Annotated in this window: 25 protein-coding genes and 1 tRNA gene; 8 read left to right on the top strand and 18 right to left on the bottom strand. The window is 67.3% G+C overall.

Annotation, left to right across the window (positions count from 1 at the left end):
* Positions 1-106: 106 nt before the first annotated feature.
* The 6 genes from C5F75_RS03460 to rpoH form a co-directional block, all read right to left on the bottom strand.
* Positions 107-2,578: a family 20 glycosylhydrolase gene (locus tag C5F75_RS03460; protein ID WP_104011874.1), complete on the bottom strand. Its 2,472-nt coding sequence runs from the start codon at positions 2,576-2,578 to the stop codon at positions 107-109.
* A gap of 585 nt (positions 2,579-3,163) precedes the next feature.
* Positions 3,164-3,286 (bottom strand): cytochrome bd-I oxidase subunit CydX, encoded by a 123-nt coding sequence (cydX, locus tag C5F75_RS03470; RefSeq protein ID WP_006477761.1) that lies wholly within the window; start codon positions 3,284-3,286, stop codon positions 3,164-3,166.
* Positions 3,287-3,355: 69 nt separating this feature from the next.
* Complete coding sequence (gene cydB / locus C5F75_RS03475) at positions 3,356-4,492, bottom strand: cytochrome d ubiquinol oxidase subunit II (protein ID WP_059575617.1); 1,137 nt, start codon at positions 4,490-4,492, stop codon at positions 3,356-3,358.
* 31 nt (positions 4,493-4,523) lie between these two features.
* Positions 4,524-6,104, bottom strand: coding sequence for a cytochrome ubiquinol oxidase subunit I (locus tag C5F75_RS03480; RefSeq protein ID WP_059575619.1), 1,581 nt, complete (start codon positions 6,102-6,104; stop codon positions 4,524-4,526).
* Positions 6,094-6,375, bottom strand: coding sequence for a cytochrome oxidase putative small subunit CydP (gene cydP, locus C5F75_RS03485; RefSeq protein WP_179231750.1), 282 nt, complete (start codon positions 6,373-6,375; stop codon positions 6,094-6,096). Before cydP ends, C5F75_RS03480 begins: the two co-directional genes overlap by 11 nt.
* 369 nt (positions 6,376-6,744) lie before the next feature.
* Positions 6,745-7,680, bottom strand: coding sequence for an RNA polymerase sigma factor RpoH (gene rpoH / locus C5F75_RS03490; protein ID WP_104011875.1), 936 nt, complete (start codon positions 7,678-7,680; stop codon positions 6,745-6,747).
* Positions 7,681-8,039: 359 nt separating this feature from the next.
* Here rpoH and C5F75_RS03495 point away from each other — a divergent pair, with 359 nt between their 5' ends.
* Positions 8,040-8,609 carry an acyloxyacyl hydrolase gene (locus C5F75_RS03495; protein ID WP_099316834.1) on the top strand — a complete coding sequence of 190 codons (570 nt, stop codon included), beginning with the start codon at positions 8,040-8,042 and terminating at the stop codon, positions 8,607-8,609.
* A gap of 45 nt (positions 8,610-8,654) precedes the next feature.
* Complete coding sequence (locus C5F75_RS03500) at positions 8,655-9,038, top strand: nuclear transport factor 2 family protein (protein WP_059642650.1); 384 nt, start codon at positions 8,655-8,657, stop codon at positions 9,036-9,038.
* A gap of 155 nt (positions 9,039-9,193) precedes the next feature.
* Here C5F75_RS03500 and leuA read toward each other — a convergent pair whose 3' ends face one another.
* Positions 9,194-10,840 (bottom strand): 2-isopropylmalate synthase, encoded by a 1,647-nt coding sequence (gene leuA, locus C5F75_RS03505; protein WP_104011876.1) that lies wholly within the window; start codon positions 10,838-10,840, stop codon positions 9,194-9,196.
* Between the two features lie 378 nt (positions 10,841-11,218).
* Entirely contained in the window at positions 11,219-12,190 is a 972-nt protein-coding gene (ybiB, locus tag C5F75_RS03510) for a DNA-binding protein YbiB (RefSeq protein ID WP_104011877.1), read from the bottom strand.
* 181 nt (positions 12,191-12,371) lie between these two features.
* Between ybiB and maiA the strand changes: the two genes are divergently transcribed.
* The gene (gene maiA, locus C5F75_RS03515; protein WP_104011878.1) at positions 12,372-13,016 is read left to right on the top strand and encodes a maleylacetoacetate isomerase; all 645 of its coding nucleotides are present in this window, start codon (positions 12,372-12,374) and stop codon (positions 13,014-13,016) included.
* Between the two features lie 59 nt (positions 13,017-13,075).
* Here maiA and ftsY read toward each other — a convergent pair whose 3' ends face one another.
* Positions 13,076-14,236: a signal recognition particle-docking protein FtsY gene (gene ftsY / locus C5F75_RS03520; protein WP_059575634.1), complete on the bottom strand. Its 1,161-nt coding sequence runs from the start codon at positions 14,234-14,236 to the stop codon at positions 13,076-13,078.
* 218 nt (positions 14,237-14,454) lie between these two features.
* Between ftsY and rsmD the strand changes: the two genes are divergently transcribed.
* From rsmD to C5F75_RS03535, 3 genes are all read left to right on the top strand, one after another.
* Positions 14,455-15,069: a 16S rRNA (guanine(966)-N(2))-methyltransferase RsmD gene (gene rsmD, locus C5F75_RS03525; RefSeq protein WP_089465159.1), complete on the top strand. Its 615-nt coding sequence runs from the start codon at positions 14,455-14,457 to the stop codon at positions 15,067-15,069.
* A gap of 111 nt (positions 15,070-15,180) precedes the next feature.
* Positions 15,181-15,678 carry a pantetheine-phosphate adenylyltransferase gene (gene coaD / locus C5F75_RS03530; protein WP_014895999.1) on the top strand — a complete coding sequence of 166 codons (498 nt, stop codon included), beginning with the start codon at positions 15,181-15,183 and terminating at the stop codon, positions 15,676-15,678.
* A gap of 59 nt (positions 15,679-15,737) precedes the next feature.
* Positions 15,738-16,004: a YfhL family 4Fe-4S dicluster ferredoxin gene (locus C5F75_RS03535; protein ID WP_006477774.1), complete on the top strand. Its 267-nt coding sequence runs from the start codon at positions 15,738-15,740 to the stop codon at positions 16,002-16,004.
* Between the two features lie 80 nt (positions 16,005-16,084).
* Here the strand turns inward: C5F75_RS03535 and hisC are convergent, their stop codons facing one another.
* The 8 genes from hisC to C5F75_RS03575 all read right to left on the bottom strand — a co-directional run bounded on the left by hisC (position 16,085) and on the right by C5F75_RS03575 (position 23,248).
* Entirely contained in the window at positions 16,085-17,152 is a 1,068-nt protein-coding gene (gene hisC, locus C5F75_RS03540; protein ID WP_059575638.1) for a histidinol-phosphate transaminase, read from the bottom strand.
* 118 nt (positions 17,153-17,270) lie between these two features.
* Positions 17,271-17,870: an aminoacyl-tRNA hydrolase gene (pth, locus tag C5F75_RS03545; RefSeq protein WP_060009005.1), complete on the bottom strand. Its 600-nt coding sequence runs from the start codon at positions 17,868-17,870 to the stop codon at positions 17,271-17,273.
* Between the two features lie 118 nt (positions 17,871-17,988).
* A complete protein-coding gene (locus C5F75_RS03550) occupies positions 17,989-18,594 on the bottom strand; it encodes a 50S ribosomal protein L25/general stress protein Ctc (protein ID WP_059575641.1) in 606 nt (201 codons plus the stop codon).
* A 161-nt stretch (positions 18,595-18,755) separates the two neighbouring features.
* Positions 18,756-19,718 carry a ribose-phosphate pyrophosphokinase gene (locus tag C5F75_RS03555; RefSeq protein ID WP_059575643.1) on the bottom strand — a complete coding sequence of 321 codons (963 nt, stop codon included), beginning with the start codon at positions 19,716-19,718 and terminating at the stop codon, positions 18,756-18,758.
* 44 nt (positions 19,719-19,762) lie between these two features.
* A tRNA-Gln gene (locus C5F75_RS03560) sits at positions 19,763-19,839 on the bottom strand.
* Between the two features lie 55 nt (positions 19,840-19,894).
* Positions 19,895-20,776 (bottom strand): 4-(cytidine 5'-diphospho)-2-C-methyl-D-erythritol kinase, encoded by an 882-nt coding sequence (gene ispE / locus C5F75_RS03565; protein WP_104011879.1) that lies wholly within the window; start codon positions 20,774-20,776, stop codon positions 19,895-19,897.
* Between the two features lie 28 nt (positions 20,777-20,804).
* On the bottom strand, positions 20,805-21,425 hold the full coding sequence (gene lolB / locus C5F75_RS03570) for a lipoprotein insertase outer membrane protein LolB (protein WP_059575648.1): 621 nt from the start codon (positions 21,423-21,425) through the stop codon (positions 20,805-20,807).
* Positions 21,425-23,248, bottom strand: a complete 1,824-nt coding sequence (locus C5F75_RS03575) for a tetratricopeptide repeat protein (RefSeq protein ID WP_059575650.1) — start codon at positions 23,246-23,248, stop codon at positions 21,425-21,427. Before C5F75_RS03575 ends, lolB begins: the two co-directional genes overlap by 1 nt.
* A 246-nt stretch (positions 23,249-23,494) precedes the next feature.
* Between C5F75_RS03575 and mutM the strand changes: the two genes are divergently transcribed.
* Together mutM and mutY are read left to right on the top strand one after the other, a co-directional pair.
* Entirely contained in the window at positions 23,495-24,322 is an 828-nt protein-coding gene (mutM, locus tag C5F75_RS03585; RefSeq protein WP_059575651.1) for a bifunctional DNA-formamidopyrimidine glycosylase/DNA-(apurinic or apyrimidinic site) lyase, read from the top strand.
* 24 nt (positions 24,323-24,346) lie between these two features.
* Positions 24,347-25,453, top strand: a complete 1,107-nt coding sequence (mutY, locus tag C5F75_RS03590; protein WP_059642623.1) for an A/G-specific adenine glycosylase — start codon at positions 24,347-24,349, stop codon at positions 25,451-25,453.
* Between the two features lie 119 nt (positions 25,454-25,572).
* On the opposite strand, the gene C5F75_RS03595 is transcribed toward mutY, so the two are convergent.
* The gene (locus C5F75_RS03595) at positions 25,573-26,208 is read right to left on the bottom strand and encodes an LON peptidase substrate-binding domain-containing protein (RefSeq protein ID WP_059575655.1); all 636 of its coding nucleotides are present in this window, start codon (positions 26,206-26,208) and stop codon (positions 25,573-25,575) included.
* Between the last annotated feature and the right edge of the window lie 26 nt (positions 26,209-26,234).

The raw sequence follows: 26,234 nt of genomic DNA on the forward strand, positions 1-26,234 counted from the left end.
TACGTCGCAAGCCGTTTTTTCTTTGGCGCGGGCAATGCTCGATACGCGACAGGCGATGCGTGGGCCCGCTTCGCCTGACGCGCCGACTGCCAGGCCGTTCAACCGTTCACGGATTCGTCAGCGTGAAGGTCGGTTTCCGGTAGCCGATGCCGGCCCGGTCGAGCTTCGGCAATTCGCGTTGCGTGAGCAGCGTCGCGAAGCCGGCCCAGTCGCGCTGCAGCGCGGCGATGTCGACGTGGTGCGTGTCGCCGCGCTTGAAGCGCACGCCGGCCGCATACGGCAGCTCCCAGTCGGCCCGGTGCCACGCGCGCTCGGCCAGCGCGAGCAGCCGCGGGTAGGTCATGTATTCGAGGAAGGTGTCGTTGCGCATCACCTCGCCCCACGCCTGGCCCTGCATGCCCTCGATGCGCGGCGCGGGGCCCGTGCCCGTCACCTCGAACGCGTTGCCGTCGCGGTCGCCCATCACCTCGGCGTTCTGCGGCAGATTCTCCGGCGCGAGCGAGAACACCTTGTACTCGTCGGTCGCGTGCGAGCCCCAGTAGTAGCCGCGCTCGCGCGGATTGAGCGTGTACGGGAAGTCGAAGTACAGGTAGTCGGGCAGCGCGAGCACCGTCTGGTAGCCCTTGCCGCTCAGATCGCGCGCGCTGTCCGACGCACCCCAGAAGATCGTGTCCCACAGCGACACCATCACGTGGCGCGTGCTGAAATCCCGCGGCCCGTTCGCATGCTTGATACCGTCCTGCCACGCGGCCATCGTGCCGATCCCGTTCGCGTCGACCGCCGCGCTCACCTGTTTCGCGAAGCGCGTCGGCAGCTCGTCGATCGACTTGATCTCGCCGCGCTGGAGCAGCGCCGTGCACGCGGGCGACCGCGCCCACGGCTTGTCCTGCGCGGCCAGATCGATGCGCCCCTTGTTCGGGTCGGTGCCGTTCAGCGGCTGGAAGCCGCCGCCGAGGAAGATGTTCTTCGCTTCGTCGCCGCCGTAGTGCCAGGTCTGCAGCGGTGCCTGCGCGTCCGCGTGCATCGCCGCGATCTCGCGGATCACCTTCGACGCGAAGTTCAGCGCGCCCGGCACGCATGGGTTCAGGTCGCTGCGCCGGTCGTAGAACTGCACCGTCGTCAGGTTCGTCGTGTCCTGCGGGTCGAGCAGCCGATACGCGTTCGCTTCCTGCTCGCGGCCGGCCGCATGCAGCCGCCGGTAGCGCGCCTCCATCGTCACGACGGCAGCCCGTGCGTGCGCGGGCATGTCGATCTCGGGGATGATCTGCACGAAACGCGCGGCCGCGTAGCGCACGAGCGCCACGTAGTCGTCGCGCGTCAGGTAGCCGCCGCCCGAGCGGTTGTCGGGGCCGGAGCCGAGCTGCGGCAGCAGGCAGCGCGTCTCGTCCGGGTCGTGACAGCGGCGCGAGCCGATCTCGGTCAGTTCGGGCAGGCCGGGAATCTCGATGCGCCAGCCCTCGTCGTCGGACAGATGCAGGTGCAGCCGGTTGAGCTTGTACGCGCTCATCTGGTCGATCAGGCGGCGCAGCGTCGCCGGCTGCTTGAAGTTGCGCGCGAGGTCGACGTGCATGCCGCGATGCGTGAAGCGCGGCGCATCCTCGACGAGCATCGCGGGAATCGGGCCGCCGCCGGCCGGCGCGAGCGAGTAGAGCGTCTGCACGCCGTAGTAGAGGCCCGCGCGATCGTAGCCTTCGATCAGCACGCCGCGCGGCCCGATCGCGAGCCGGTAGCCGCCCGGTGTCGCGAGGTCGGCCGGCAGCCCGCGCGGCGCGACGAAGCCGCGAACCGGCACGCGTGCGCCGTCGAGCCCGAGCGTCGTCGCGCGCTCGCGCAGCACCGCGACCTGCGCGTCCGGCAGGTCCGGCAGCGCGAGTTCGACGCCGCGCAGCTCGAGCGTGCCGGGCAGCGGCAGTTCGCGCTTCACGCTCGGCAGCGCGCGGCCCGGATCGGGCCGTGCGGCCACGGGCGGCGCGTTGCCGGTCGAATTGTTCTGCGCGTCGGCCGGCAGCGATTCGACGTAGCGCAGCTCGTTGTCGGTATCGTTGTAGCGCAGCACGGCCGGCGGCGCGCCGTCGACGACGACATACGGGCGCGGAATCACGTCGCTGTAACGCAGCAGCCAGTATTCGGCGACGAACGGCAACTCGATGCGCTCGCCGGGCGCGAGCCGCACCGAGCCCGGTTGCGGCGTCAGTTCGTACAGGTCGCCGGTGAGCCGCCGCAGCGCGAAGCCCGGACGGTCGATCCGCAGCAGGCGGCGGATGCTGTGCAGATAGAGTTTCCAGCCGCCGTCGGCGATCGCCTGGTGGCCGCGGTTCTGCAGGATCAGGCGGCCCGTCGCGCAGGCCGCGCCGTCGGCGCCGAGGTCGGCGCAGGGTACGCCGGCGGCGGCCGCATGGTTGTTGTCGACGGCGACGCGCAGCGCGAGCCCGTTCGACAGCACCGTCGCAAGGCTGGCTGCTTGCGCGGCGCCGGCGGTCGCGCCGGCGGCGGGCGACGCCGGTACCGCGGCGATCGCGGTGGGGGGCAGCACCGCGAGCAGCAGACCGGCAATGAGGGATGGCAAGGTACGCTTCAATTCGAACTCCTGAGAAAAAGAGGGCGTGGCGGCGTCGTGACGCGACGTCGCTGCGATCGGGTCTTTCAGTGGAGCTGCGGGAGATGCCTGCACGCGGGGCGATGCGGCTGCACCGCGCGCATTCGGCACGCGGGAGCGTGCGTTACGGAACGGGAGGCGGGCATGCGTGCCGATCGGATCGGCGCGGCCGCGTGCGCGGATTCATCGGCGGCGCGCGGCAACCGCCGCGACGACGACGCGGCCGCGGCCGACGGCATGCGTGCGGCCGCACGCGATCGCGACGACGGCGCGCGCCGCGGCACACGGACGTCGACACGGCGCGCACGCGCACGCCACACACGGGATTCGCATGTCTCCCCCACCCAGAAGGAATCGGCCTGTCAGCGGCCGTGTCCAACGATCTTATGAAACCTTTTATTGGTATTCAAGTGGTATCAATCTGGCGCTAAATTGGCATCGATGCACGACGCTTGCCCGCGCGCGGCCAGGACGAAAAAAACCTCGCGTGAAGCGAGGTTCTTTCCCTTCCGGACGGTGGCGGCGCGCGATCGGCGCGCGCGCGTCACGCATCAGTCCGCCGATGCATCAGTCGCGGCGTGCCCGCACGGGCGCTTCCTGCGTCTTCTGCCGCGCTTCGAGCCACATCGCGTTGACGATGCCGAACGACAGCGCGACGCCGATACCGAGAATCCAGCTGAAATACCACATGATCCGACTCCTTGCGAAACGGTGGAACGGTGGGCGAGGCGCCTGCGCGCCCCGACCCGGTTCAATGCATCAATACATCGAGTGCTTGTTCTCTTCGAGCGTCTGGTGCGTGACCTTCCCGCGCATCACGCGATACACCCAGCTCGTGTAGATCAGCACGATCGGCAGGAACACGATCACCGCGAACAGCATCACCTGCAGCGTCATGTGGCTCGACGTCGAATCCCACACGGTCAGGCTGCTGCGCGGGTCGAGCGACGACGGCATGATGAACGGGAACATCGAGAAGCCCGCGGTCAGGATCACGCCGGCGATCATCAGGCCCGTGCAGAAGAACGCCGTCTTTTCCTGCTTCGAGCCGGCGAGCAGCAGCGCGAGCACGCCGCCCGCGATCCCGACGACCGGCGCCGCGATCATCCACGGATAGTCGCCGTAGTTCGCGAGCCACAGGCCCGAACCGGCGGCGACGTCCTTGAGCAGCGGGTTCGCGACGGTGTCGGTTGGCGCGGCGTGGGTGATGTGGAAGCCGCCGATGTAGGAGGCCACCAGCACGCCGGCCAGCACGAACAGCACGACCGCGAGGAACGACGCCACGCGCAGCGCGATCGACGCACGGCGCGCGATCGCGCCGTCGGTCTTCATCTTGATGAACGCCGCGCCGTGCGCGACGAGCATCGTGAGGCTGACGAGCCCGCACAGCAGCGCGAACGGGTTCAGCAGCGCCCAGAAGCCGCCGTAGTAGGTCACGCGCAGGTCGCTGTCGAACTTGAACGGCACGCCCTGCAGCAGGTTGCCGAACGCGACGCCGAACACGAGCGCCGGCACGAAGCCGCCGGCGAACAGGCCCCAGTCCCAGCCCGCGCGCCAGCGCGGGTCCGGCCGCTTGCTGCGGTAGTCGAAGCCCACCGGCCGGAAGAACAGCGCGAACAGCACGAGCAGCATCGCGAAGTAGAAGCCGGAGAACGACGCCGCGTAGACGAGCGGCCAGGCCGCGAACATCGCGCCGCCGGCCGTGATCAGCCACACCTGGTTGCCTTCCCACGTCGCGCCGACCGTGTTGACGATGATGCGGCGCTCCTCGTCGGTCTTGCCGAGGAACGGCAGCAGCGCGGTCGCGCCCATGTCGAAGCCGTCGGTGACGGCGAAGCCGATCAGCAGCACGCCGACGAGCACCCACCAGATCAGCTTGAGCGTTGCATAGTCCATAGCGATTCCTTGTTCGGTTGCGAGGGCGTGTTCAAACCGCGGCCCGCTCGCCGGCAGCGGCGAGTTCGTGGTGATAGCGGCCGGTATGCAGCGACGACGGGCCGAGGCGCGCGTACTTGAACATCAGCTTGATCTCGATGACGAACAGCGCGGTGTAGAACAGGATGAAGCCGGCGAGACTCAGGTACAGGTCGCTCGGCTGCAGGCTCGACGCGGACAGGTGCGTCGGCAGCACGCCGGCGATCGTCCACGGCTGGCGGCCGAGTTCGGCGACGATCCAGCCGAATTCGATCGCGATCCACGGCAGCGGGATCGCCCACACCGCGTAGCGCAGGAACCAGCGGCGGTTGTCCTGCAGCAGTTGCCGGCGCGCGCAGAACCAGAACGCGGCAACGAACGTCGCGACGAACAGGAAGCCGAGGAACACCATGATCCGGAACGAGAAGAACACCGGCGCGACGGGCGGGATCGTCTTCTTCGCGGCGGCCTTGATCTGCTCGGGCGTCGCGTCGGTCACGTTCGGCGTGAACTGCTTGAGCATCAGCCCGTAGCCGAGATACTGCTTGTGCTGGTCGAACAGCGCGCGCGTCGCGTCGCTCGTGTCGCCCTGCTTGATCTTCTGCAGCGCACCGTACGCGATCATCCCGCTCTGGATGTGCTCCTCGCTGTGCTTCGCGAGGTCGCGCAGGCCGATCACGGGTTCGTCGATCGAGCGCGTCGCGATCAGGCCGAGCGCGTACGGGATCTTGATCGCGTAGTCGGTGCGCTGTTCCTCCTGGTTCGGGATGCCGATCAGCGTGAACGACGCGGGCGCCGGTTGCGTTTCCCATTCGGATTCGATCGCGGCGAGCTTCATCTTCTGCACTTCGCCGGTCGTGTAGCCCGATTCGTCGCCGAGCACGATCACGCACAGCGTGGCCGCGAGGCCGAAGCCGGCCGCGACCGCGAACGAGCGCAGCGCGAAGTCGACGTCGCGCTTCTTCAGCAGGTACCACGACGACACGCCGAGCACGAACATCGCCGCCGACACGTAGCCGGCCGACACGGTGTGCACGAACTTCACCTGCGCGACCGGGTTGAACAGCACGTCGAACAGGCTCGTCATTTCCATGCGCATCGTCTGGTAGTTGAATTCGGCGCCGACCGGGTTGTTCATCCAGCCGTTCGCGACGAGGATCCACAACGCGGACAGGTTCGAGCCCAGCGCGACGAGGAACGTGACGATCAGGTGCTTGACCTTCGACAGGCGGTTCCAGCCGAAGAAGAACAGGCCGACGAACGTCGATTCGAGGAAGAACGCCATCAGGCCTTCGACCGCGAGCGGCACGCCGAAGATGTCGCCGACGTAGTGCGAGTAGTACGACCAGTTCGTGCCGAACTGGAATTCGAGCGTGATGCCGGTCGTCACGCCCATCGCGAAGTTGATCCCGAACAGCTTGCCCCAGAACTGCGTCATGTCCTTGTAGACCTGTTTGCCGGTCATCACGTAGACGGCTTCCATGATGACGAGCAGCCAGGACAGGCCGAGCGTCAGCGGCACGAACAGGAAGTGGTAGAGCGCCGTGATGCCGAACTGCAGACGCGACAGATCGACGACTTCGCTACTTATCATGGTGGTCTCCCTCGGTGGGTGCAGGCGCCGGCACCGAGAGCAGCTTCTCGGCCACGGCGGCAGGCGGCAACGACATGTGCTCGGCCTGCGGATGATTGAAGAATGCGTATTTGAGCGACATCAGGAGGATCAGCTTGACGATCAGCACCAGGGTGATGTCGCGGGCGAGGGTCGGTCCGCGTGCCCATGCGGCGATGCGCGCGCGCCAGCCGATCGGGCCGGCCGGCCGCGAGGGCGGCGCAGGCTCTTTATTGATCGAGATCAAGGCGATTATCCTGAATCGATTTAGGTCGGATTGGGGGCGACTTTACGTCGGATTGGTGACGGCCGTGAAGCTGTTTTAATCCTTTTGCGCCTGATGTGCCAATTTTAAAAGGACTGCTTTCCGATGCCGAGTGCTGCGCTGCGGCAGACCGTCGCGAAACAGGGGTTAAAAATTGAGGTGGATCAAGGTTATGCGGATGAGCGCTGCAAATAGCGCAATGCCGGATGAATCAGTTCAATTAACGGGCGGGAAACGGGGAGGGAAACGGGGCGCGAAACGCGCTGAAAAGCGCGTCAAAAGCAGTGGAAAACGGACGAAAAAAAACCGCTGCCGGTCGGGCAGCGGTTTCGATGCAGTGCTCTGAATCGCCGGGATTTACGCGTATTCGGCGAGGGCCGTGCGCATCTTTTTCATCGCGCTCGCTTCGATCTGGCGGATGCGTTCCGCCGACACGCCGAACTCGGCGGCGAGATCGTGCAGCGTCGAGCCGCCCGAGCCGTCGTCGTCCACCTGCAGCCAGCGCGCCTCGATGATGCGGCGGCTGCGCGCGTCGAGCGCGTCGAGCGCCTGCGCGATGCCGTCCGTCTGCAGCATGTCGCGCTGGCGCGCGGCGAGCACGGCGGTCGGCTCGTTGTGCGAGTCGGCCAGGTAGGCGATCGGCGCGTACGACTCCTCGCCGTCGTCGACCTGCCCTTCGAGCGCGATGTCGCCGCCCGACAGGCGCGTTTCCATCTCGGCCACTTCCTCGCGCTTGACGTTGAGCTCCTGCGCGAGGCCGTCGATTTCCTCGGGCGTCATCGCCTGCATGCTCTTCTTGTGGCTGCGCAGGTTGAAGAACAGCTTGCGCTGCGCCTTCGTCGTCGCGACCTTCACCATGCGCCAGTTGCGCAGGATGTACTCGTGGATCTCGGCCTTGATCCAGTGAATCGCATACGACACCAGGCGCACGTTTTGCGCCGGGTCGAACCGCTTCACGGCTTTCATCAGGCCGATGTTGCCTTCCTGGATCAGGTCGCCGTGCGGCAGGCCGTAGCCGAGGTAGTTGCGCGCGATCGACACGACGAGACGCAGGTGCGACAGCACGAGCCGGCGCGCCGCGTCCAGGTTGTTGTCCTCGCGGAATTCGGTTGCGTACCGGCGTTCCTCTTCGGCGGTCAGCAGCGGAATGCGATTGACGGCCTGGATGTACGCGTCGATGTTGCCGAGCTGGCCGGGCAACATCGATTGGGCTGCGAGCGCCAGCGAGCCTGCCGATTCGGCCTTGGCCGGCGTCGGGCGCAGGGTGTTCGGGAGGGTCAGGGCGTTGCTCACTAAAAACTCCTTTGGAATCAGGGGCAAACCCCCGGTCTCGGTTGAGATTCCGGAGGCCATCTTAGCACTCCCGCAAGATGAGTGCTAATTCCTTAGAGGCCACGGGGGCATCCAAGTTCCCTGTTTTCTATCGAATCAGTCGAGCCGATAGTCTATTCTGCGACAAGGCCTCCGCCGCGAAGTTCCGTAAGCCGTTGTTTCTGATGGGAATCGGGAGACGATTTCGATTTTTGTCGTTTTGGAAGCAAACAATTTCGCTTCGTGATGCCGATCCGAAAAGTCCTTTACCATACCATTCAGTTCGCTCGGGCCGGGCCGTCGCGGCAGGCTCCATTCAACCCACAAAGTTGGAGTGTCAGATGAACAATAAGAAGAACCGTCGGCCCCGCGGCCGGGTGGTGCTGCACGCGACGCTGGCGGCGTCTCTCCTGGGCGGATCGGGTGCGGCTTTCGCGGATCGCTGGGGAATCCAGGCGGGCGGCGGATTTTCCGATCGCCACGGGATCGACAAGGCCGATCTCGGCGTGGTCTGGGATCCGGGCTGGAACTGGTGGGAAATCGGCGGCTGGCACTTCGCGTTCGTGATGGAAGGCCATGTCGGCTACTGGCACACCGGCGGCAACGTGCACGCCAACATCGGTGAATTCGGCGCGACGCCGATGTTCCGTTTCATCAAGAGCGCGGGCCAGGTTCGCCCGTTCGTCGAGGCCGGCGCCGGCATCCGGTTCCTTACGCATCCGACGATCTCGAACAATCTGTCGCTGTCGACATCGTTCCAGTTCGCGGACGTCGTCGGCGTCGGCGCGCAGTTCGGCCAACGGCAACAGTATCAGGTTGGTTACCGTTTCCAACATGTGTCTAACGCGGGTATCAAAGAGCCGAATCCTGGTATAAATTTCCACCAGTTCTACCTGCAGTACAACTTCTGATCCGCACGCCGGCGCACGGCGGGCGCGTTGCCGAGGAGTCAGGCGATGGCGAAGGTGGTCGATGCGATCCGCGCGCTCGAGCGCGATCGGTTCCGGGCGATGGTGGACGGCGACGGCGAGGCGCTCGACGCGCAATTGTCGGACAAGGTGTTCTTCGTGCACACCAACGGCAAACGCGAAACCAAGCAGCAGTTCATCGACGCCATCGTCGCCGGCCGCCGCCGCTATCGTCAGATCGAGGTCCAGTCGCAGGACCTGCTGCCCGTCGGCGATGCCACCTGCGTCGTGACCGGGCGCGCGTTGATCGAGATGGAAACGAACAATGGCGGCCTCGTGTTTCCGATTGCCTACACGGCCGTGCACACGCACGAGCACGGGCAGTGGCGGCTGCTCGCGTGGCAGGCGACGCGGTGCGCGACCGAAACATGAGCGCGGGTGGCGCCCCCGGGTAGTGTCCCTTTTCATGCCTCGACCGAAGCGGCCTTCTGAGCCGCTTTTTGCTGCCTCGTGCGGCGCGGATCGCGCGGCGCACGGGCGGTCACGCACCGCTCGCTGACATTCAACCCTGCATCGAAGCCCGGCGCTCAGGCCGCGGCGCGGCGATCCGCGCAGTGCCATCCCGAGCGGTTGATCGCGCTGACGAGCGCATCGAGCGCCGCGCTCGCCGCATCGGCGTGCACGCCGACGCCGTGCCGCAGCGGCGCGTCGCCGACCCGGCAGCCGACCGATACCGCGATCCGGCCGTCCGCGGCGCGCACGTGTTCGCACGACGCAATGTCGACGGCGGCGCCGGCGGCCGTCGCAAAGGCCGCGGCGAAACGTCGCACGGTGTCGTCGGGCGTCGCGTCGGCGGCGGGCGCCGCCGCGATCTCGCGGTTCCGCCAGCGCGCGCCGCTGCCGTGGCGCGCGGCCGGGCCGTCGGTTTCGAGGAATTCGCGTGCGAACAGCGCGCAGATCGCGTCGCCCGTCACTTCCTCGCCCGACGCGTCGGCGAGCGTCTGCACTGCCTGGCTGAATTCGATCTGCACGCGGCGCGTCGGCGTGAAGCCCATCCCGCGTTCGAGCAGGAACGTCGCGCCGCCCTTGCCGGACTGGCTGTTCACGCGGATCACCGCGTCGTAGCTGCGGCCGAGATCGGCCGGGTCGATCGGCAGGTACGGCACTTCCCAGACCGCGTCGGCGCGCTGCTGCGCGAAGCCCTTGCGGATCGCGTCCTGGTGCGAGCCGGAAAACGCGGTGAACACGAGGTCGCCCGCGTACGGGTGGCGCGGATGCACCGGAATCTGGTTGCAGCGCTCGACGACGCGGCGCACCGCATCGATGTCGGAGAAATCGAGGCCCGGGTCGATGCCTTGCGTGTAGAGGTTCAACGCGAGCGTGACGAGATCGACGTTGCCGGTGCGCTCGCCGTTGCCGAACAGGCAGCCCTCGATGCGGTCGGCGCCCGCGAGCAGCGCGAGTTCGGCCGCCGCGACCGCCGTGCCGCGATCGTTGTGCGGATGCACGGACAGCACGATGCTGTCGCGATACGCGAGGTTGCGGTCCATCCATTCGATCTGGTCGGCGAACACGTTCGGGGTCGCGGCTTCGACGGTGGCCGGCAGGTTGACGATCATCTTGTGGTCGCGGGTCGGACGCCACGTCTGCGCGACCGCGTCGCAGATCTCGCGCGCGAACGTCAGCTCGGTCATGCTGAAGGTTTCCGGCGAGTACTGGAACGTCCAGTGCGTATCGGGGCGCGCGGCGGCGTGTTCCTTGATGATGCGCGTGCCGTCGATCGCGAGCGCCTTCACGTCGTCCTTCGACATCCCGAACACGATGCGGCGGAACGACGGGCAGACCGCGTTGTACAGGTGCACGATCGCGCGCGGCACGCCTTCGAGCGCGTCGAACGTGCGCGCGATCAGGTCTTCGCGCGACTGCACGAGCACCTCGATCGTCACGTCGTCGGGAATCCGCTTGTCGTCGATCAGCTTGCGGACGAAATCGAAATCGGTTTGCGACGCCGACGGAAAGCCGACTTCGATCTCCTTGAATCCGATCGCGATCAGCATCTCGAAGAACTCGAGCTTCTGCTCGATGCTCATCGGCTCGATCAGCGACTGGTTGCCGTCGCGCAGGTCGGTGCTCATCCACACGGGCGCGCGCTCGATGGTGCGGGCCGGCCAGCGGCGGCCATTGAGGCGGACGGGCTCGAACGGACGGTACTTGTCTTGCGGATTGCGCATCATCTTCTGGACCTCGGGTCTCAAGTCGCGAGCGAAGACGGGCGGCATGGGCGATGGTTGGCGCTGCCTCGCACCCCCGGCGCGCGATGGCGCCATGGATGCGGATGATCTTCGCGAATCGGCCGACGGATGGACGGACGAAGGCTGACGACTTCGGGTTGTAAAAACTGCGAGAGGGGTACGGCGAGGAACTGCTGGGAGGACCGTGCGGACAGCACACGGCGCTACGACAGCCTTAGGCTAGTCGTAGCGATAGCGGCCGCGCTAGGCGGCCGGAGGTAATTCGGAGGGTGTTCGGAAAGGAACGCATGACGCCAACTCTATGCCAGGATGCGCTCCCGTGTCAAATATCGGGATAACGGGGCGGGCGCCGCCGCGCCGTCAGCGCGCGACGCGGGCGATCCGCACGATCGTCGCGACCTGCCGCGCGACCGTGTCGGGCACCGGCACCTCGCCGCGCAGCACGGCGTCCGTCCACGCGGCCGTGGTGGCCGCATCGCGCGACTCGGGCAGCGCGGCGGGCGGCGCGTCGGTCGACGAACGCTCGGCGTCGATCAGCGTGTCGCACACGCCGTCGTGCAGCCAGTCGACCTGCACCTGGCGCCGCGTGTCGGCCACCGCTTCGCCTTCGGTGCCGCGCGCGAGCAGCGCACCGCCGAGCGCGGCGTCCGGATGATCGCGGAACAGCTGCGCGAGGCTGTCGCGGTACGGCGGGTGCGTGTAGTTGACGAGCCGCAGGCCGGCCGGCGCGAACGGCTGCAGAATCTTCACGAGCGTATGCGTCGAGTTGCGCACGCCGAGCACGCTGCGCATCGACAGCAGGTGCGCGATGCGCGGCGCCAGCACGTCGATCGGCGCGAATGCGACGCGGCGCTCGGCGAGCGTGTCCTCGATCGCATCGTGCGACGTCGACGGCGCGAGCGACAGCGCCGAGAAAATCTCCGCGCTCGTCACGCGGCCCGGATCGCGCTCCACCCCATGCACGAGCACCGGCACGCCTTCGCGCGCGAGCAGCAATGCGAGCAGCGGCACGAGGTTCGGCTGCTTGCGCGCGCCGTTGTAGCTCGGGATCGACACCGGGCGGAACGCGGCGTCCTGCACGTGCACGGGCTCGAACGACGCCTGCGCGGCGGCGAGCATCGCGGCCAGTTCGTCCGCGGATTCGCCTTTCAGCCGATAGGCGATCAGGATCGCGCCGAGTTCGAGGTCCGACACGCGCGCATCGAGCATCGCGCGATAGAGCTCGAACGTGTCCTCGGCGGACAGGGCGCGCGCGCCGTTCGGGCCGCGGCCGATTTCCTTGATGAAGCGGGCGCAAGGGAACGGGGCGGCGGGATCGTGGGAAGCGGTCATCGGAACGTGGGGCGGGCGGCCGGCGTGGGGCCGCGCGGTGAGCGGTGAGGAATGCCCCGAGTATCGCACGGGCGCGGCCGCGCATCGCGCCGCGCTACACTCTGGTTCCCGGCGCCGCGCGCACCGGCTGCGCCGCGCCCGTGCCGCCGCCGGCCGAATACGACCAAAAGCGAGACATCCCATGAAGCTCTACAGCTATTTCCGCAGTTCCGCGTCGTACCGCGTGCGGATCGCCCTGAACCTGAAGCAGTTGCCGTTCGACTATGCGCCCGTGCACATGCTGCGCGACGGCGGCGAGCAACTGAAGGACGCGTACCGCGCGCTGAATCCGGATGCGGTCGTGCCGACGCTGATCGACGGCGACGCGACGCTGCAGCAGTCGCTCGCGATCATCGAATATCTCGACGAAACCCATCCCGAGCCCGCGCTGCTGCCGAAGCGGCCGGTCGATCGCGCGTACGTGCGCGCGATCGCGCTGCAGATCGCGTGCGAGATTCATCCGCTCAACAACCTGCGCGTGCTGAAGTACCTGAAGCACACGCTGAAGGTGCCCGAGGACGCAAAGAACGCGTGGTACCGGCACTGGATCGAGGCGGGCTTCGACACGCTGGAGACGCGTCTCGCGAACGATCCGCGCACCGGCAAGCTGTGCTTCGGTGACACGCCGACGCTCGCCGACGTGTGCCTCGTGCCGCAGGTGTTCAACGCGAACCGCTTCTCGATCGATACGACGCGTTTCCCGACGATCCAGCGAATCGTCGACCATGCGGCGACGATCGATGCGTTCAGGGCCGCCGAGCCGGGTGTGCAGCCCGACGCGGAATGAGCGCGACCGCATGAAAAAGGGCGCCCGAAGGCGCCCCGTGCGAGGCGAGCCGGCGGCGGTCAGCCGAGCAGCGCGTCCGCGAATTCCACCGCGCTGAACGGCTGCAGGTCCTCGACCTTCTCGCCGACGCCGATGAAGTAGACGGGCACCGGCCGTTGCCGCGCGATCGCGGCGAGAATCCCGCCCTTCGCGGTACCGTCGAGCTTCGTGACGATCAGGCCGGTCAGGCCCAGCGCGTCGTCGAACGCCTTCACCTGCGTGAGCGCGTTCTGGCCCGTGTTCGCGTCGATCACCAGCAGCACCTCGTGCGGCGCGCCGTCGTGCGCCTTCGCGATCACGCGCTTCACCTTCTTCAGCTCTTCCATCAGGTGCAGCTGCGTCGGCAGGCGGCCGGCCGTGTCGGCCATCATCACGTCGATCTTGCGCGCGCGCGCGGCGCTGACCGCGTCGAAGATCACCGCGGCCGGATCGCCGCTTTCCTGCTGCACGACCGTCACGTTGTTGCGCTCGCCCCAGACCGCCAGCTGTTCGCGCGCGGCCGCGCGGAACGTGTCGCCGGCGGCCAGCAGCACCGACTGGTCGAAGCTCTGCAGATGCTTCGCGAGCTTGCCGATGCTGGTCGTCTTGCCCGCGCCGTTCACGCCGGCGATCATCATCACGAGCGGCTGCGCGCGGCCGAGCATCAGCGATTTCTCGAGCGGCGCCAGCAGCTCGACGAGCAGGTCGTGCAGCGCATCCTTCACCTGCTGCGGATCGGTCAGCCGGCCCGCGCGCACCTTCTCGCGCAGCGCGCCGAGCAGGTATTCGGTTGCGTCGACGCCCGCGTCGGACATCAGCAGCGCGGTTTCGAGCTCCTCGTACAGGTCTTCGTCGATCTTCGTGTTGACGAAGACGCCGGTGATGCTCGAGCCCGTCTTCGCGAGCCCCGTTTTCAGGCGCGCGAGCCACGACTTCTTCGCGGAGGCGTCCTGCTGCGGCGGCGGGACGATCTCGACCGTCTCGACGACTTCGTCGCGGCCATCGTTGGTCGGCGTGACCGTCATCACGACGGCCGGCGCGGCCGGTTGGGCGCTCGCCTGCGGCGGCTCGGCCGCGGGTGGCGCGTCGAGCGCGGGCGCGTCGGCGTCGGACGCTTCGTCCGCTTGCTGCGCGTCGGCCGACTGCGATTCCGCCGGATCGGGCTCCTGCGTTTTCTTGAATCGTTTGAAGAAACTGAACATGGTCTGGCGTCGGGAAGAGGGCGGGCCGCCGCCGGGGGCGGGGGCGCCGGACGGGCCGTTCTGCGTTCGCGTGGGCGCGGCGCTCGGCGGCCGAAACCGTGCATTTTATCAGTGCGGCGTGGCGCTCGCGTCAGCGCGCGTCGCCGCTGTGGTAACGTGCGCCTGTTTGGCGGCGCGCGGCTGCGCGCGTCCGGTCCCTCCGTTGTCGATATTCCCGAATGTCCCGTTCCTCTTCCGGCCGCTCAGCGGCCCCTTCCGGCCGCGGCAAGCCGCACACGATCCGCATCATCGGCGGCGACTGGAAACGCACGCCGCTCGCGGTGCTCGATCTCGACGGCCTGCGCCCGACGCCCGATCGCGTACGCGAGACGCTGTTCAACTGGCTCGGCCAGGATCTCGAAGGCTGGCGCTGCCTCGACCTGTTCGCGGGCACCGGCGCGCTCGGCTTCGAGGCCGCGTCGCGCGGCGCGGCGAGCGTCGTGATGGTCGAGCGCCATCCGCGCGCGGCGCAGCAGCTGCGTGCGATCAAGGACAAGCTCGGCGCCCGTTCGGTCGAGATCGCCGAAGCCGATGCGCTGCGGCTCGCGGCCGGGCTCACGCCGGGCGCGTTCGACGTCGTGTTCCTCGATCCGCCGTTCGACGACCCGGCCGCGCTCGAGCGCGCGATCGCGCTGGCGGCGCCGCTCGTCGCGGCGGACGGCGCGCTGTACGTCGAAACGGGGGCGGAACTCGATCCGGCCGCGCACGACGCGCTGGCTGGCTGGCAGGTGGTGAAGCGCGGCAAGGCGGGGGCGGTTCACTATCATTTGCTGCGGCGCGAAAATGATGAATAATGCGCGTTCCATACGAGGCGGCGCGCCGCAAAGGCGACGCATGCCCATCTCGGCAGCGGCGCGTGCATCGCACGGCTGCCATCCCGTTTGCGTGATGACAGGAGGAGCGACATGGTAGTCGCCGTGTATCCCGGTACGTTCGATCCGCTGACGCGCGGGCACGAAGACCTCGTGCGGCGCGCGTCGAGCATTTTTGATACGCTGGTGGTGGGCGTTGCCGACAGCCGCGCGAAAAAGCCGTTTTTCTCGCTCGAAGAACGTCTGACGATTGCGAACGAGGTGCTCGGCCATTACCCGAACGTGAAGGTGATGAGTTTCACAGGCCTCCTGAAGGATTTCGTCCGCGTCAACAATGCGCGCGTGATCGTGCGCGGGCTGCGCGCCGTGTCCGATTTCGAGTATGAGTTCCAGATGGCAGGGATGAACCGCTATCTGCTGCCCGACGTCGAGACGATGTTCATGACGCCGTCCGACCAGTACCAGTTCATCTCGGGAACGATCGTGCGTGAAATCGCGCAATTGGGCGGCGATGTCAGCAAATTCGTGTTTCCGTCCGTCGAGAAATGGTTGACCGAGAAAGTCGCCGCGATGGGAGGCCCCGCCGCGTGACGCGGCGTCGGCCGGTTTCGTTGCGAGGCCGGCCGACGGCCTGAAGAAGTGAGATCAGTATGGCTTTGATGATTACCGACGAGTGCATCAATTGCGACGTGTGCGAGCCCGAGTGCCCGAACGGCGCGATTTCGATGGGCCCGGACATCTACGTGATCGACCCGAACAAGTGCACCGAGTGCGTCGGCCATTTCGACGAACCGCAGTGCCAGCAGGTGTGTCCGGTCGAATGCATTCCGCGCGATCCGCAGCATGACGAATCGCACGCGCAATTGATGGAGAAGTATCACGCGTTGATCGCCGTGAAGGGCGACGACGCATCGTGATTCTGCGCTGACGCGCGCGCCTCGATTGGCCCGCGCGCCGCGCTGTCGGATCGGCGCCGCCCGGCGCCGATCTTTCCCTGTCAGGCCAGCAGTTCGCGCAACGCCGCGACGAGTGCATCGCATTCGGCATCGGTGCCGACGGTGATGCGCAAGTGCTGGTCGATCCGCGGCAGCCGGAAGTGCCGCACGAAAATTTCCCGTTCCTTCAGCTTCGCCGCGATCGTGCCCGCATCGTGCGCGGGATGGCGCGCGAACACGAAATTCGCGGCCGACGGCACGATCTCGAAGCCGAGTGCGCCGAGTGCCTGCGTGAGCCGCGCGCGGCTGTCGATCACGCGCCGGCAGGTGGCGTTGAAATGATCGGTGTCTTCATACGCGGCCTGTGCGGCAACTTGCGCGAGCCGGTCGAGCGGGTACGAGTTGAAGCTGTCCTTCACGCGGTTCAGCGCGTCGATCAGCGCCGCATCGCCGAACGCGAAGCCGACGCGCATGCCCGCGAGCGAGCGCGCCTTCGACGTCGTATGCACGACGAGCAGGTTCGGATGACGGTCGATCAGCGTAATCGCCGACTGCGCGCCGAAATCGACGTACGCTTCGTCGATCACGACGACCGACGACGGATTCGCGGCCGCGATCCGCTCGACGTCCGCGAGCGGCAGCGCGCGCCCGGTCGGCGCATTCGGGTTCGGAAACAGCACGCCGCCGGCGTCGTCGAGATAGTCGTCGACGCGGATCGAGAAATCGTCCGCGAGCGGCACGACCGTGGTCTCGACGCCGTACAGGCGCGCGTAGGTCGGGTAGAAGCTGTACGTGATGTCGGGAAAGCGCAGCGGCCGGTCGTGCTTGAGCAGCGCCTGGAACGCATGCGCGAGCACCTCGTCGGAGCCGTTGCCGACGAACACCTGCCCGGGCTGGATGCGGTGATGGGCCGCGACCGTCTCGCGCAGCGCGCGCGCGACCGGGTCCGGATAGCGGCGCAGCGTGTCGCCGGTGTCGCCGAGTTCGCGTGCGATCGCCGCGACGACGCGCGGCGACGGCGGATAGGGATTCTCGTTGGTGTTCAGCTTGACGGGGTGCGCGAGCGCGGGCTGTTCGCCCGGCACGTAAGGCACGAGTTGCTGAACGACGTCGCTCCAGTAACGGCTCACCGCTTGGCTCCTGTCGGGCAAAAACGTCCAGATTACCGCATGTGCGCGTCGCGGTGGGGCGGGCGAGGCCACCGGGTTGCGCCCGACGGCCGATGCACCGGGCCGCTGCGACGGGCGATCAGTTGCGATGCAGTTGCATCGTCGCGCGGTCGAGTTCGCCCTTGACGACCATCGGCATCACGGCGAGCGCGCGTTCGATCGATGCGTCGATCACGTCCTGTTCCTCGCGGCGCGGCGGCTTCAGCACGAAGTTCGCGACGTCGGGCTTCGCGCCGGCGCGCGCACTTTCCGGAATCAGGTCGCGCGGATGGCCGATGCCGATCCGCAGCCGCCAGTATTGCTGCGACGACAGATGCGCGGTGATGTCCTTCAGCCCGTTGTGGCCGCCGCTGCCGCCGCCGAGCTTCAGCTTCACGGTGCCGGGCGGCAGATCGAGCTCGTCGTGCGCGACGAGGATCTGGTCGGGCAGGATCTTGAAGAATTGCGCGAGCGCGACGACCGACTGGCCGGAGCGGTTCATGTAGGTCTGCGGCTCGAGCAGATGGACTTCCTCGCCGTGCAGGCGCGCTTTCGCGTAGAAGCCGTGGAAGCGGCGTTCGTCGCGCAGCGTCGTGCCGGCTTCGCGGGCGAGCTGGTCGACCAGCCAGAAACCGGCGTTGTGGCGCGTCGCGGTGTATTCCGCCCCGGGATTGCCGAGGCCGACGATCAGTTTGATCATGACGTTTCGAAGGCGGCGGCGGCCGCCTGGGCGCAGAAAAAGAAAAACCCGCCGGGCAAGCCGCGGCGGGTTGCGTCGACCGTTTCGCGAAACGGATCGATGGGGCGCAGGCAGCCGCTCAGGCAGCCGGCGTTTCGCCTTCTGCTGCGTCCGACACGGCACCAGCCGGGATCGTCGCCGACGCGACAACCGGGTTTTCCGCGTCGACGTGCGCGACCAGCGTCACGCCCTTCGGCAGTGCGATGTCCTTCGCGTGCAGCGACTGACCGGCTTCGATCTTCGACAGGTCGACTTCGAGGAACTCCGGCAGGGCAGCCGGCAGGCACTCGACTTCGATTTCCGTCGCGACGTGCGAAACGACCGCGCTCGACAGCTTGACGGCCGGGCTGACTTCAGCGTTCAGGAAGTGCAGCGGCACCTTCGTGTGCAGCTTCTTCTTCGCGTCGACGCGCTGGAAGTCCACGTGCAGCACCAGTTGCTTGAACGGGTGGTATTGCACGTCGCGCAGCAGAACCTGTTGCGACTGGCCGGCCACTTCGAGATCGAGGATCGACGAGTGGAAAGCTTCCTTCTTCAGGGCGTGCCACAGGGCGTTGTGATCGAGTTCGATCTTTTGCGGGGCGGCTTCGCCACCGTAAACGATACCCGTGGTCTTACCGGCGTTGCGCAGGCGGCGGCTCGCACCCGTACCTTGCTGTTGGCGCTCGAAAGCGACGACTTTCATGTGATTCTCCAATGGCTGCCCGCGACCAGGCAGTAAAACGGGGCCATCAAATGGCGGCCCCCGATGAAACGGCCGGGGTTTCGTCTATCCCGTCCGATTGTGCAAAAAGCGAAGCGTTGCCGCTTCGCTTTTCGCGCATGCTTTGTTGCGTCGATTCGCGATCAGGATTCCGCGAACAGCGACATCACCGAATCGCCACGGCGAATCCGCGAGAACGTCTCGGCCAGCAGGCTCGCGCTCGTCAGCGAGCGGATCTTCGAGCACGCCAGCGATTCGGCCGACAGCGGGATCGTATCGGTGACGACCAGCTCGTCGAGTGCCGATGCGGCGATGCGGTCCGCGGCGCCACCCGACAGCACCGGGTGCGTCGCGTAGGCGAACACCTGCTTCGCACCGCGGTCCTTCAGCACTTGCGCGGCCTTGCAGAGCGTGCCGGCCGTATCGACCATGTCGTCCATGATCACGCAGGTGCGGCCTTCGACTTCACCGATGATGTTCATCACTTCGGCGACGTTCGCCTTCGGGCGACGCTTGTCGATGATCGCGAGATCGCAGTTGAGCTGCTTCGCGAGCGCCCGGGCACGCACCACGCCGCCGACGTCCGGCGACACGACGAGCAGATCCGAGTAGTTCTGCTTGCGCAGGTCGCCCAGCAGGATCGGCGTCGCGTAGATGTTGTCGACCGGGATGTCGAAGAAGCCTTGAATCTGGTCGGCGTGCAGATCCATCGTGATGATCCGCTCGACGCCGGCGATTTCCAGCATGTTCGCGACGACCTTCGCCGAGATCGCGACGCGCGCCGAACGCGGGCGGCGATCCTGACGGGCGTAGCCGAAGTAGGGGATGGCAGCGGTGATCCGGCCGGCGGATGCGCGCTTGAGCGCATCGACCATGATCATCAGTTCCATCAGGTTGTCGTTCGCCGGTGCGCACGTGGATTGCAGGACGAAGACATCCTTGCCGCGCACGTTTTCCTGGATCTCGACCTGGATCTCGCCGTCGGAGAAACGGCTGACCATTGCTTTGCCGAGGGGAATACCAAGGATACTGACGACTTCCTGGGCGAGCGCGGGATTCGCGTTGCCAGTAAAGACCATCAGGCCATCATGGCTGTGGCTGCTCATCGTGCACCTGCTTCAGGCTTGGGCGGGAAATGCGGGAAAATTTTTGGCAGGGGAGGAAGGACTCGAACCCTCGCATGCCGGAATCAAAATCCGGTGCCTTGACCAACTTGGCGACTCCCCTACACTTAACTGATAACTTCACCGAACTCGTGTAGGCCGTTCGGCAAAGTAAAACTTCATGACGCGAAAGCGAAGAGCGGATGCTCGTTCAGGCTCTCGGCAACTGCGCCATTCCAACTGGCGGGCAGTTTGGCTTTCGCCGCTTCTGCCTCGTGCTTGCTGTGAAACGCTGCAAACACGCTTGCTCCGGAGCCGGTCATCCTCGCGGGGGTCACATCATACAACCATTTGACCACCTGCGCAACTTCCGCGTACTTCCTTGTTACAACTTCCTGCATATCGTTCCGGCCGAAGCTATCTGGCCATCCCGCAACGCTGGTTTGCTGTGCAAGAAAGTCAGCAATTGTGACGGGCTTCGTATCTCTTGTCAACAACTCATCTGAAAATATTTCAGCGGTCGGGACATGAACGCGTGGCGTCACAACCAGGAACCAGCGAGTCGGCAATTCTACCTCAGCTAATTCTTCTCCGATACCCTCCGCGAACGCATTTTTTCCGAAAATAAAAAACGGGACGTCGGCGCCGAGTTTGACCGCGAGCGACTGGAGTTCCGCGCGCGGCAGATCCAGTTGCCACAGGCGGTTCAGCGCGAGCAGCGTCGTCGCCGCGTCGGAGCTGCCGCCGCCGAGGCCGGCGCCCATCGGCAGGATCTTGTCGATCTCGATGTCGACGCCGTGCGCCGCGCCCGTATGCGCTTTCAGCAGATTGGCCGCGCGCACGACGAGATCGCTTTCCTCGGGCACGCCGGGCACGTCGGTGACGCGTGCGACGCGGCCGTCGTCGCGGCGCGTGAAGTGCAGCGTGTCGCCCCAGTTCAGCAGCTGGAATACGCTCTGCAGATCGTGATAGCCGTTCGGACGGCGGCCGGTGATGTGCAGGAACAGGTTGAGTTTCGCGGGCGCCAGGCAGTTGCGCAGCGAGCGGGTCGAATCGGTCATGCGGGTATCGAGGCTTAAGCGCGCGTGCTCACTGATCGAGCACGAGCTTGATGTCGAGCGGCGGCGTCGCGCGCACGAGGTTGACGCGTTTGACGCCCGTGGCCGGGGCATCCGCGTAGGCAAGGTAGTCGATCGTCCAGCCGTCCTGGCGGAGCTGCTTGATGCGCGTGCCGTCGGCCGGGTCGCGCACCGTTTCCGCGGGCGTCGCCGGGGCGGCGGTGGGCAGCAGCCAGTAGCGCAGGCCCGCGAGCGGCAGCTCGAAGCCGAGCGCTTTCTGCATCAGGTCGCCGACGTCGGGCGCATATTGGGTCGGGCGGTTCGGCAATTCGAGCGACGCCGCGCGCGGCGTCGATTTCACGACCGCGAGCGTCTGGCCGAGCGGGCTGCGCAGTTCGAGCGACACGTCGTCGCCGTGCTCTTGCCAGTCGAAGTTGCCGTACACGTTCTGCGGGTTGCCGAGACGATCGTCGTACCGCACCGCGAAGCGGCCGTGGTACGCATGGGTCGCCGCCGTCTGCAGCACGGCGCCCGTCGGCGCGTTGGCCGACGGCGGCGTGCTCGCGCAGCCGGCGAGCGCGAGCGCCGCGCCGGCCGCGGCCAGCGTGCGCTGCGCGCGCGAGGGCAGGGAAAACATCGGGAACATCCGCATCAAAGGTCGTTGATCTGCAGGCGTTTCAGCGTCTGCACGAGCGTTTCGTTGTCGGGTTCGAGCTTCCGCGCGGCGCGCCACGCGTTGCGCGCGTCGTCCTGCGCGCCGCTCTTCCACAGCACTTCGCCGAGATGCGCGCCGATTTCGGCGTTCGGCTGCAGTTCGTATGCGCGCTGCAGCACCTTCGTCGCGCCGGCCGTGTCGCCCATCCGGTACTTCACCCAGCCGAGGCTGTCCATGATGTATGCGTCGTTCGGCGCGAGCGACATCGCCTTGTCGATCAGCTTGCTGGCCTCGGGCAGGCGCTGGTTGCGGTCGGCGAGCGAATAGCCGAGCGCGTTGTAGGCCTGCGGGTTGTCGGGCTGCGTACGGATCAGCTCGCGCAACTGCTTTTCCATCGTCGCGTAGTGGCCCGTCTTTTCGGCCGCCATCGCGTAGTCGTAGCGCAGGTCGGGATCGTCCGGGAAGTCCTGGACGGCCTGTCCGAGCCGCGCTTCCGCTTCCGGATAGCGCTTCGCGGTGAACAGGATCGACGCATCGGTGCGCGCCACCACGGCCGCGTCGCGCGGATCCGTGATCGGCAGGTTGTCGAGCACCTTGCGCGCCTCGTCGGTCTTGCCCTGTTTCTGCAGCAGTTGCGCGCGCGTGATCTGCGCGGGCAGGTAATGCTGGCTCGTCTGGTCGACCTTGTCGAGCCATTGCGACGCCTGCGCGTCGTTGTTCTGGTCGATCGCGATCTGCGCGAGGTAGATGTAGCCCTGGCCGACGTCGAGGTTCGGCTGCTTGTCGCCGAGCTGCACGTACTGCTTCAGGTAGCCGGTCGCCTCGTCGAGTTTCTTCTGCTGGATCTTGATCAGCGCGAGCGCCATCAGCGGCGTCGGATCCTTCGCGTCGAGCTTGCGCATCGTCTCGAACTGCTTCTGCGCGTCGTCGAGGCGGTCGTCGGCGAGATAGAGCTGCGACAGCGCGAGCCGTGCGTCGCGCGACTTCGGATTCTGCTGAACATACTTCTCGAACGACGCGATGCCCGCCGCGCGTTCCGCCGGCCCCATCTGCGACAGCATCAGCGCGGCCGGCAGGTAGTCGGGACGGATCTGCAGCGCCTGCTTCAGCGACTGCGCGGCGCCGTCCTTGTCGTCGACCGCGAGCTGCTGGCGTGCGATCGCGAGCTGCGCCTCGGGGCGGCTCAGGTCGTTCTTCAGCATGTCCTTCAGCACCGCGAGGCCGCCGACGCGGTCGGGGCCGCGCACGAGCAGCGCCTGCAGCGCGAGGATCGCCGGACCGCGCGTCTCGCCGGTCGCGCGGGCCAGCTCGCGCGCGAGCATCGGCTGCGCGTCGGCCGGCTTGCCGGCGAGCACCAGCAGCGCGGCGTCGACCTGCGACGCGCGGTTCGAATCCGGCGCGTACTGACGCCACAGATTCGCGGCGGACAGCGCGTCGGCCGGGCTCTGCGCGCCGAGCGCGATTTCGGTCGCGCGCTGCGCCATGCGCGGATCGCGCGTGTCGCGGGCAAGCGCGAGGTACGTCTGGTAGGCCGGCGCCGGCTGGTTGCGCTGGAGCGCGACCTCGGCGGCGAGCACCTGGTAGACGATCTGGCTCGTCAGCGGCACGCCGGGGAGATTCTTCTGCTCGTCCGGCATCACGTGCTCGAACGCACCCTGCGGCTGCGCGTCGTCCGATGCCGGATCCTGCGCGTGGGCCGGGAAGGCGGTGAGGGTCCAGGCGGCAAACAGCGCGGCGCCGAGTGCACGACGGACCGGGAAGGCGCGCGCGCCGCGCACGGCGGCGGGGCGCTTCTGAAGCAGCTTCGAGGGCAGAGTCATGGAAATCCGTTCGATGTTTCAACCGATTGTAACGCGCTCGCTACAATACACGCACGATCGTGATAGGGTCCGCGTGCCTGTGGAATCCCCATGCGAATGCCCGAAATCGCGCGCCTCGCGTGCTGCCGGGCGGGCGATTTCGGGCATTCCCGTGTTTCATTCGGGGGAGTCGCGAGAGCGGCCGCTCGCGCGGCGGCGCATGCGCGTTCCCCATGCAAGCAGACCGTAGCCTCAGACCCGCAAAACATGCCAGAGTTGCCAGAAGTCGAAGTCACGCGCCGGGGCATCGAGCCCTTTGTCGCGGGCCGCCGCGTCGAGCGTGTCGACGTCCGTACCGCGATGTTGCGCTGGCCCGTGCCGGCGGGGCTCGCCGAGCAGTTGCGCGCGCGCGAGGTGCTCGCTGTCGAGCGCCGCGGCAAGTACCTGCTGTTCGAAGTCGATGCCGGCTGGTTCATCGTCCATCTCGGGATGACCGGCACGCTGCGTGTGCTGCCCGCGGCCGGCGTGCCGGTCGCCGCGAAGCACGACCACATCGACTGGATCTTCGACGAGTTCGTGCTGCGGTTTCGCGATCCGCGCCGTTTCGGCGCCGTGTTGTGGCACCCGCGCGAAGCAGGCGACGTGCATGCGCATCCGCTCCTCGCGAGCCTCGGCGTCGAGCCGTTCTCGCCGGCGTTCACCGGCGCGCTGCTGCACGCGCGCACGCGCGGCCGCACGGTATCGGTCAAGCAGGCGCTGCTCGCGGGCGACATGGTCGTCGGCGTCGGGAACATCTATGCGTCGGAGAGCCTGTTTCGCGCCGGCATCCGGCCGACGACGGCCGCCGGCAAGGTTTCGCTGGCGCGCTACGAGCGGCTGGCCGACGCGGTGCGCGCGACGCTCGCCGACGCGATCGAGCGCGGCGGCAGCACGTTGCGCGACTTCGTCGGCAGCAACGGCGAAAGCGGCTACTTCCAGCTCGACTGCTTCGTCTATGATCGTGCGGGCCAGCCGTGCCGCGTCTGCGGCACGTCGGTTCGCCAGATCGTGCAGGGCCAGCGGTCGACCTATTTCTGCCCGACGTGCCAGCGTTGAAACCCTTTTCCACGATCAGATAACTTGAAGCCGCCCCGCATCGCCCCCGCTCCGTTCCCCGTCACGCCGCTGCACCGCACGTTCGCCACGCGTCTCGTCGCGTGGCAGCGCGAGCATGGTCGCCATGACCTGCCATGGCAGAACACCCGCGATCCGTACCGGATCTGGCTGTCGGAAATCATGCTGCAGCAGACCCAGGTGTCGACCGTCATTCCGTATTACACGCGCTTTCTCGACCGCTACCCCGACGTCGCCGCGCTCGCGGCCGCGCCGAGCGACGACGTGATGGCGCTGTGGGCGGGGCTCGGCTACTACTCGCGCGCGCGCAACCTCCACCGCTGCGCGCAGGTCGTCGTCGCCGAGCACGGCGGCGCGTTTCCGGCGACGCCCGACGCGCTGGCCGAACTGCCCGGCATCGGCCGCTCGACGGCCGCCGCGATCGCGTCGTTTGCATACGGCGCGCGCGCGACGATCCTCGACGGCAACGTGAAGCGCGTGCTCGCGCGGGTATTCGGCGTCGAGGGCTTTCCGGGCGAGAAGCGTGTCGAGAACGACATGTGGGCGCTCGCCGAATCGCTGCTGCCCGATGCCGCGAACGCGGCCGACGTGAGCGCGTATACGCAGGGGCTGATGGATCTGGGCGCGACGCTGTGCGTGCGCGGCAAGCCCGACTGCGCGCGCTGCCCGTTCGCGGGCGACTGCGTCGCGCAATCGACCGGCCGCCAGCGCGAACTGCCGGCCGCGCGGCCGAAGAAGGCCGTGCCGACGCGCAAGACCTGGATGCTCGTGCTGCGCGACGGCGACGCCGTGCTGCTGGAGCGACGGCCGCCGACCGGCATCTGGGGCGGTCTGTGGAGCCTGCCGCAAGCGGACGGCGATGCCGCGCTGGCCGATCTCGCGCGCGGCTTCGGCGGCGGCGGCACGGTGCCGCTCGCGCCGCTCACGCACACGTTCACGCATTTCCGGCTCGAGATCGAGCCGCGGCTGAGCGATGTGGCGGACGGCGGCGGCCTGCCGTCGCAGGCGCGGGACGCGGACACCGCGTGGGTGCCGCTGAGCCGGCTCGACGCGTACGGCGTGCCGGCGCCCGTGCGCAAGCTGCTCGACGCGCTGAGCGGGCCGCTGCTGTAACGAACGGGAAGGGCGCGGCGCGGGCCGCGTGCGGGAAGGCGCTGGGTGCCGCGCGCAGGAGAGGTTTTCGGGCGGGCGCGACGCGCGACGCGTGATGCGCGACGGAGCGGGCGCGGGCGCTACAGCCAGCCGTGCCGGTCGAGCACGTGGTGCACGGCGTCGATGCGCGCGCCGACGTCCGGAAACTCCATCAGCTTCTGCCGCGCGCGCAGGTCGAGCGGCAGCAGTTCCGCGAGGCGATTCGATACCCAGCTCGGATCGTCGAGGCGGAACGGTTCGCCGAACGGCATTTTCTGCGGATCGGATTTCTTCAGCGCGTCGATGATGCGCTCGAGCACCTCGGCGCACGAGCCGAACTGCGCGAGCGCCTGTTCGCCTTCGAGCGGGATGTCGTCGGGCAGCGGCTCCGCGATGCCGACCAGCAGCCCGTTGCCTTCGACGCGATACGACAGCAGCTCGAAACGCTGCGTGCCGACCGCCTGCAGATACAGCATCCCGAATTCGCCGGTATCGCACTCGGTGATGCGCGCCATGCAGCCGATGGTCTCGGGCACCGACACCGCGCCGTCCTGCGCGACTTCGGGCCCGCTCTTGAGCAGGCACACGCCGAACGGTGCGTCGTCGCGCAGGCAGGCGCGCGACATGTCGAGATAGCGCGCCTCGAACACCTTGAGCGGGAGCAGCCCTCCCGGAAACAGCACCGTGTGCAGCGGAAACAGCGGCAGGTCGATCAGGGTGGTCGATAGGGAGGACATGGCGCGCGGGCGTGGGGGCGGGTGTC

The sequence above is a fragment of the Burkholderia anthinoferrum genome (genome assembly GCF_002925705.1).
Classification (GTDB): domain Bacteria; phylum Pseudomonadota; class Gammaproteobacteria; order Burkholderiales; family Burkholderiaceae; genus Burkholderia; species Burkholderia semiarida.

Excerpts from the sequence above, each read along its gene's own strand:
- cydX (WP_006477761.1), bottom strand. The coding sequence starts at position 3,286 with ATGTGGTATTTCAGCTGGATTCTCGGTATCGGCGTCGCGCTGTCGTTC.
- cydB (WP_059575617.1), bottom strand. The coding sequence starts at position 4,492 with ATGGACTATGCAACGCTCAAGCTGATCTGGTGGGTGCTCGTCGGCGTG.
- C5F75_RS03480 (WP_059575619.1), bottom strand. The coding sequence starts at position 6,104 with ATGATAAGTAGCGAAGTCGTCGATCTGTCGCGTCTGCAGTTCGGCATC.
- C5F75_RS03495 (WP_099316834.1), top strand. The coding sequence starts at position 8,040 with ATGAACAATAAGAAGAACCGTCGGCCCCGCGGCCGGGTGGTGCTGCAC.
- C5F75_RS03500 (WP_059642650.1), top strand. The coding sequence starts at position 8,655 with ATGGCGAAGGTGGTCGATGCGATCCGCGCGCTCGAGCGCGATCGGTTC.
- leuA (WP_104011876.1), bottom strand. The coding sequence starts at position 10,840 with ATGATGCGCAATCCGCAAGACAAGTACCGTCCGTTCGAGCCCGTCCGC.
- ybiB (WP_104011877.1), bottom strand. The coding sequence starts at position 12,190 with ATGACCGCTTCCCACGATCCCGCCGCCCCGTTCCCTTGCGCCCGCTTC.
- maiA (WP_104011878.1), top strand. The coding sequence starts at position 12,372 with ATGAAGCTCTACAGCTATTTCCGCAGTTCCGCGTCGTACCGCGTGCGG.
- ftsY (WP_059575634.1), bottom strand. The coding sequence starts at position 14,236 with ATGTTCAGTTTCTTCAAACGATTCAAGAAAACGCAGGAGCCCGATCCG.
- rsmD (WP_089465159.1), top strand. The coding sequence starts at position 14,455 with ATGTCCCGTTCCTCTTCCGGCCGCTCAGCGGCCCCTTCCGGCCGCGGC.
- coaD (WP_014895999.1), top strand. The coding sequence starts at position 15,181 with ATGGTAGTCGCCGTGTATCCCGGTACGTTCGATCCGCTGACGCGCGGG.
- C5F75_RS03535 (WP_006477774.1), top strand. The coding sequence starts at position 15,738 with ATGGCTTTGATGATTACCGACGAGTGCATCAATTGCGACGTGTGCGAG.
- pth (WP_060009005.1), bottom strand. The coding sequence starts at position 17,870 with ATGATCAAACTGATCGTCGGCCTCGGCAATCCCGGGGCGGAATACACC.
- C5F75_RS03550 (WP_059575641.1), bottom strand. The coding sequence starts at position 18,594 with ATGAAAGTCGTCGCTTTCGAGCGCCAACAGCAAGGTACGGGTGCGAGC.
- C5F75_RS03555 (WP_059575643.1), bottom strand. The coding sequence starts at position 19,718 with ATGAGCAGCCACAGCCATGATGGCCTGATGGTCTTTACTGGCAACGCG.
- ispE (WP_104011879.1), bottom strand. The coding sequence starts at position 20,776 with ATGACCGATTCGACCCGCTCGCTGCGCAACTGCCTGGCGCCCGCGAAA.
- lolB (WP_059575648.1), bottom strand. The coding sequence starts at position 21,425 with ATGCGGATGTTCCCGATGTTTTCCCTGCCCTCGCGCGCGCAGCGCACG.
- C5F75_RS03575 (WP_059575650.1), bottom strand. The coding sequence starts at position 23,248 with ATGACTCTGCCCTCGAAGCTGCTTCAGAAGCGCCCCGCCGCCGTGCGC.
- mutM (WP_059575651.1), top strand. The coding sequence starts at position 23,495 with ATGCCAGAGTTGCCAGAAGTCGAAGTCACGCGCCGGGGCATCGAGCCC.
- C5F75_RS03595 (WP_059575655.1), bottom strand. The coding sequence starts at position 26,208 with ATGTCCTCCCTATCGACCACCCTGATCGACCTGCCGCTGTTTCCGCTG.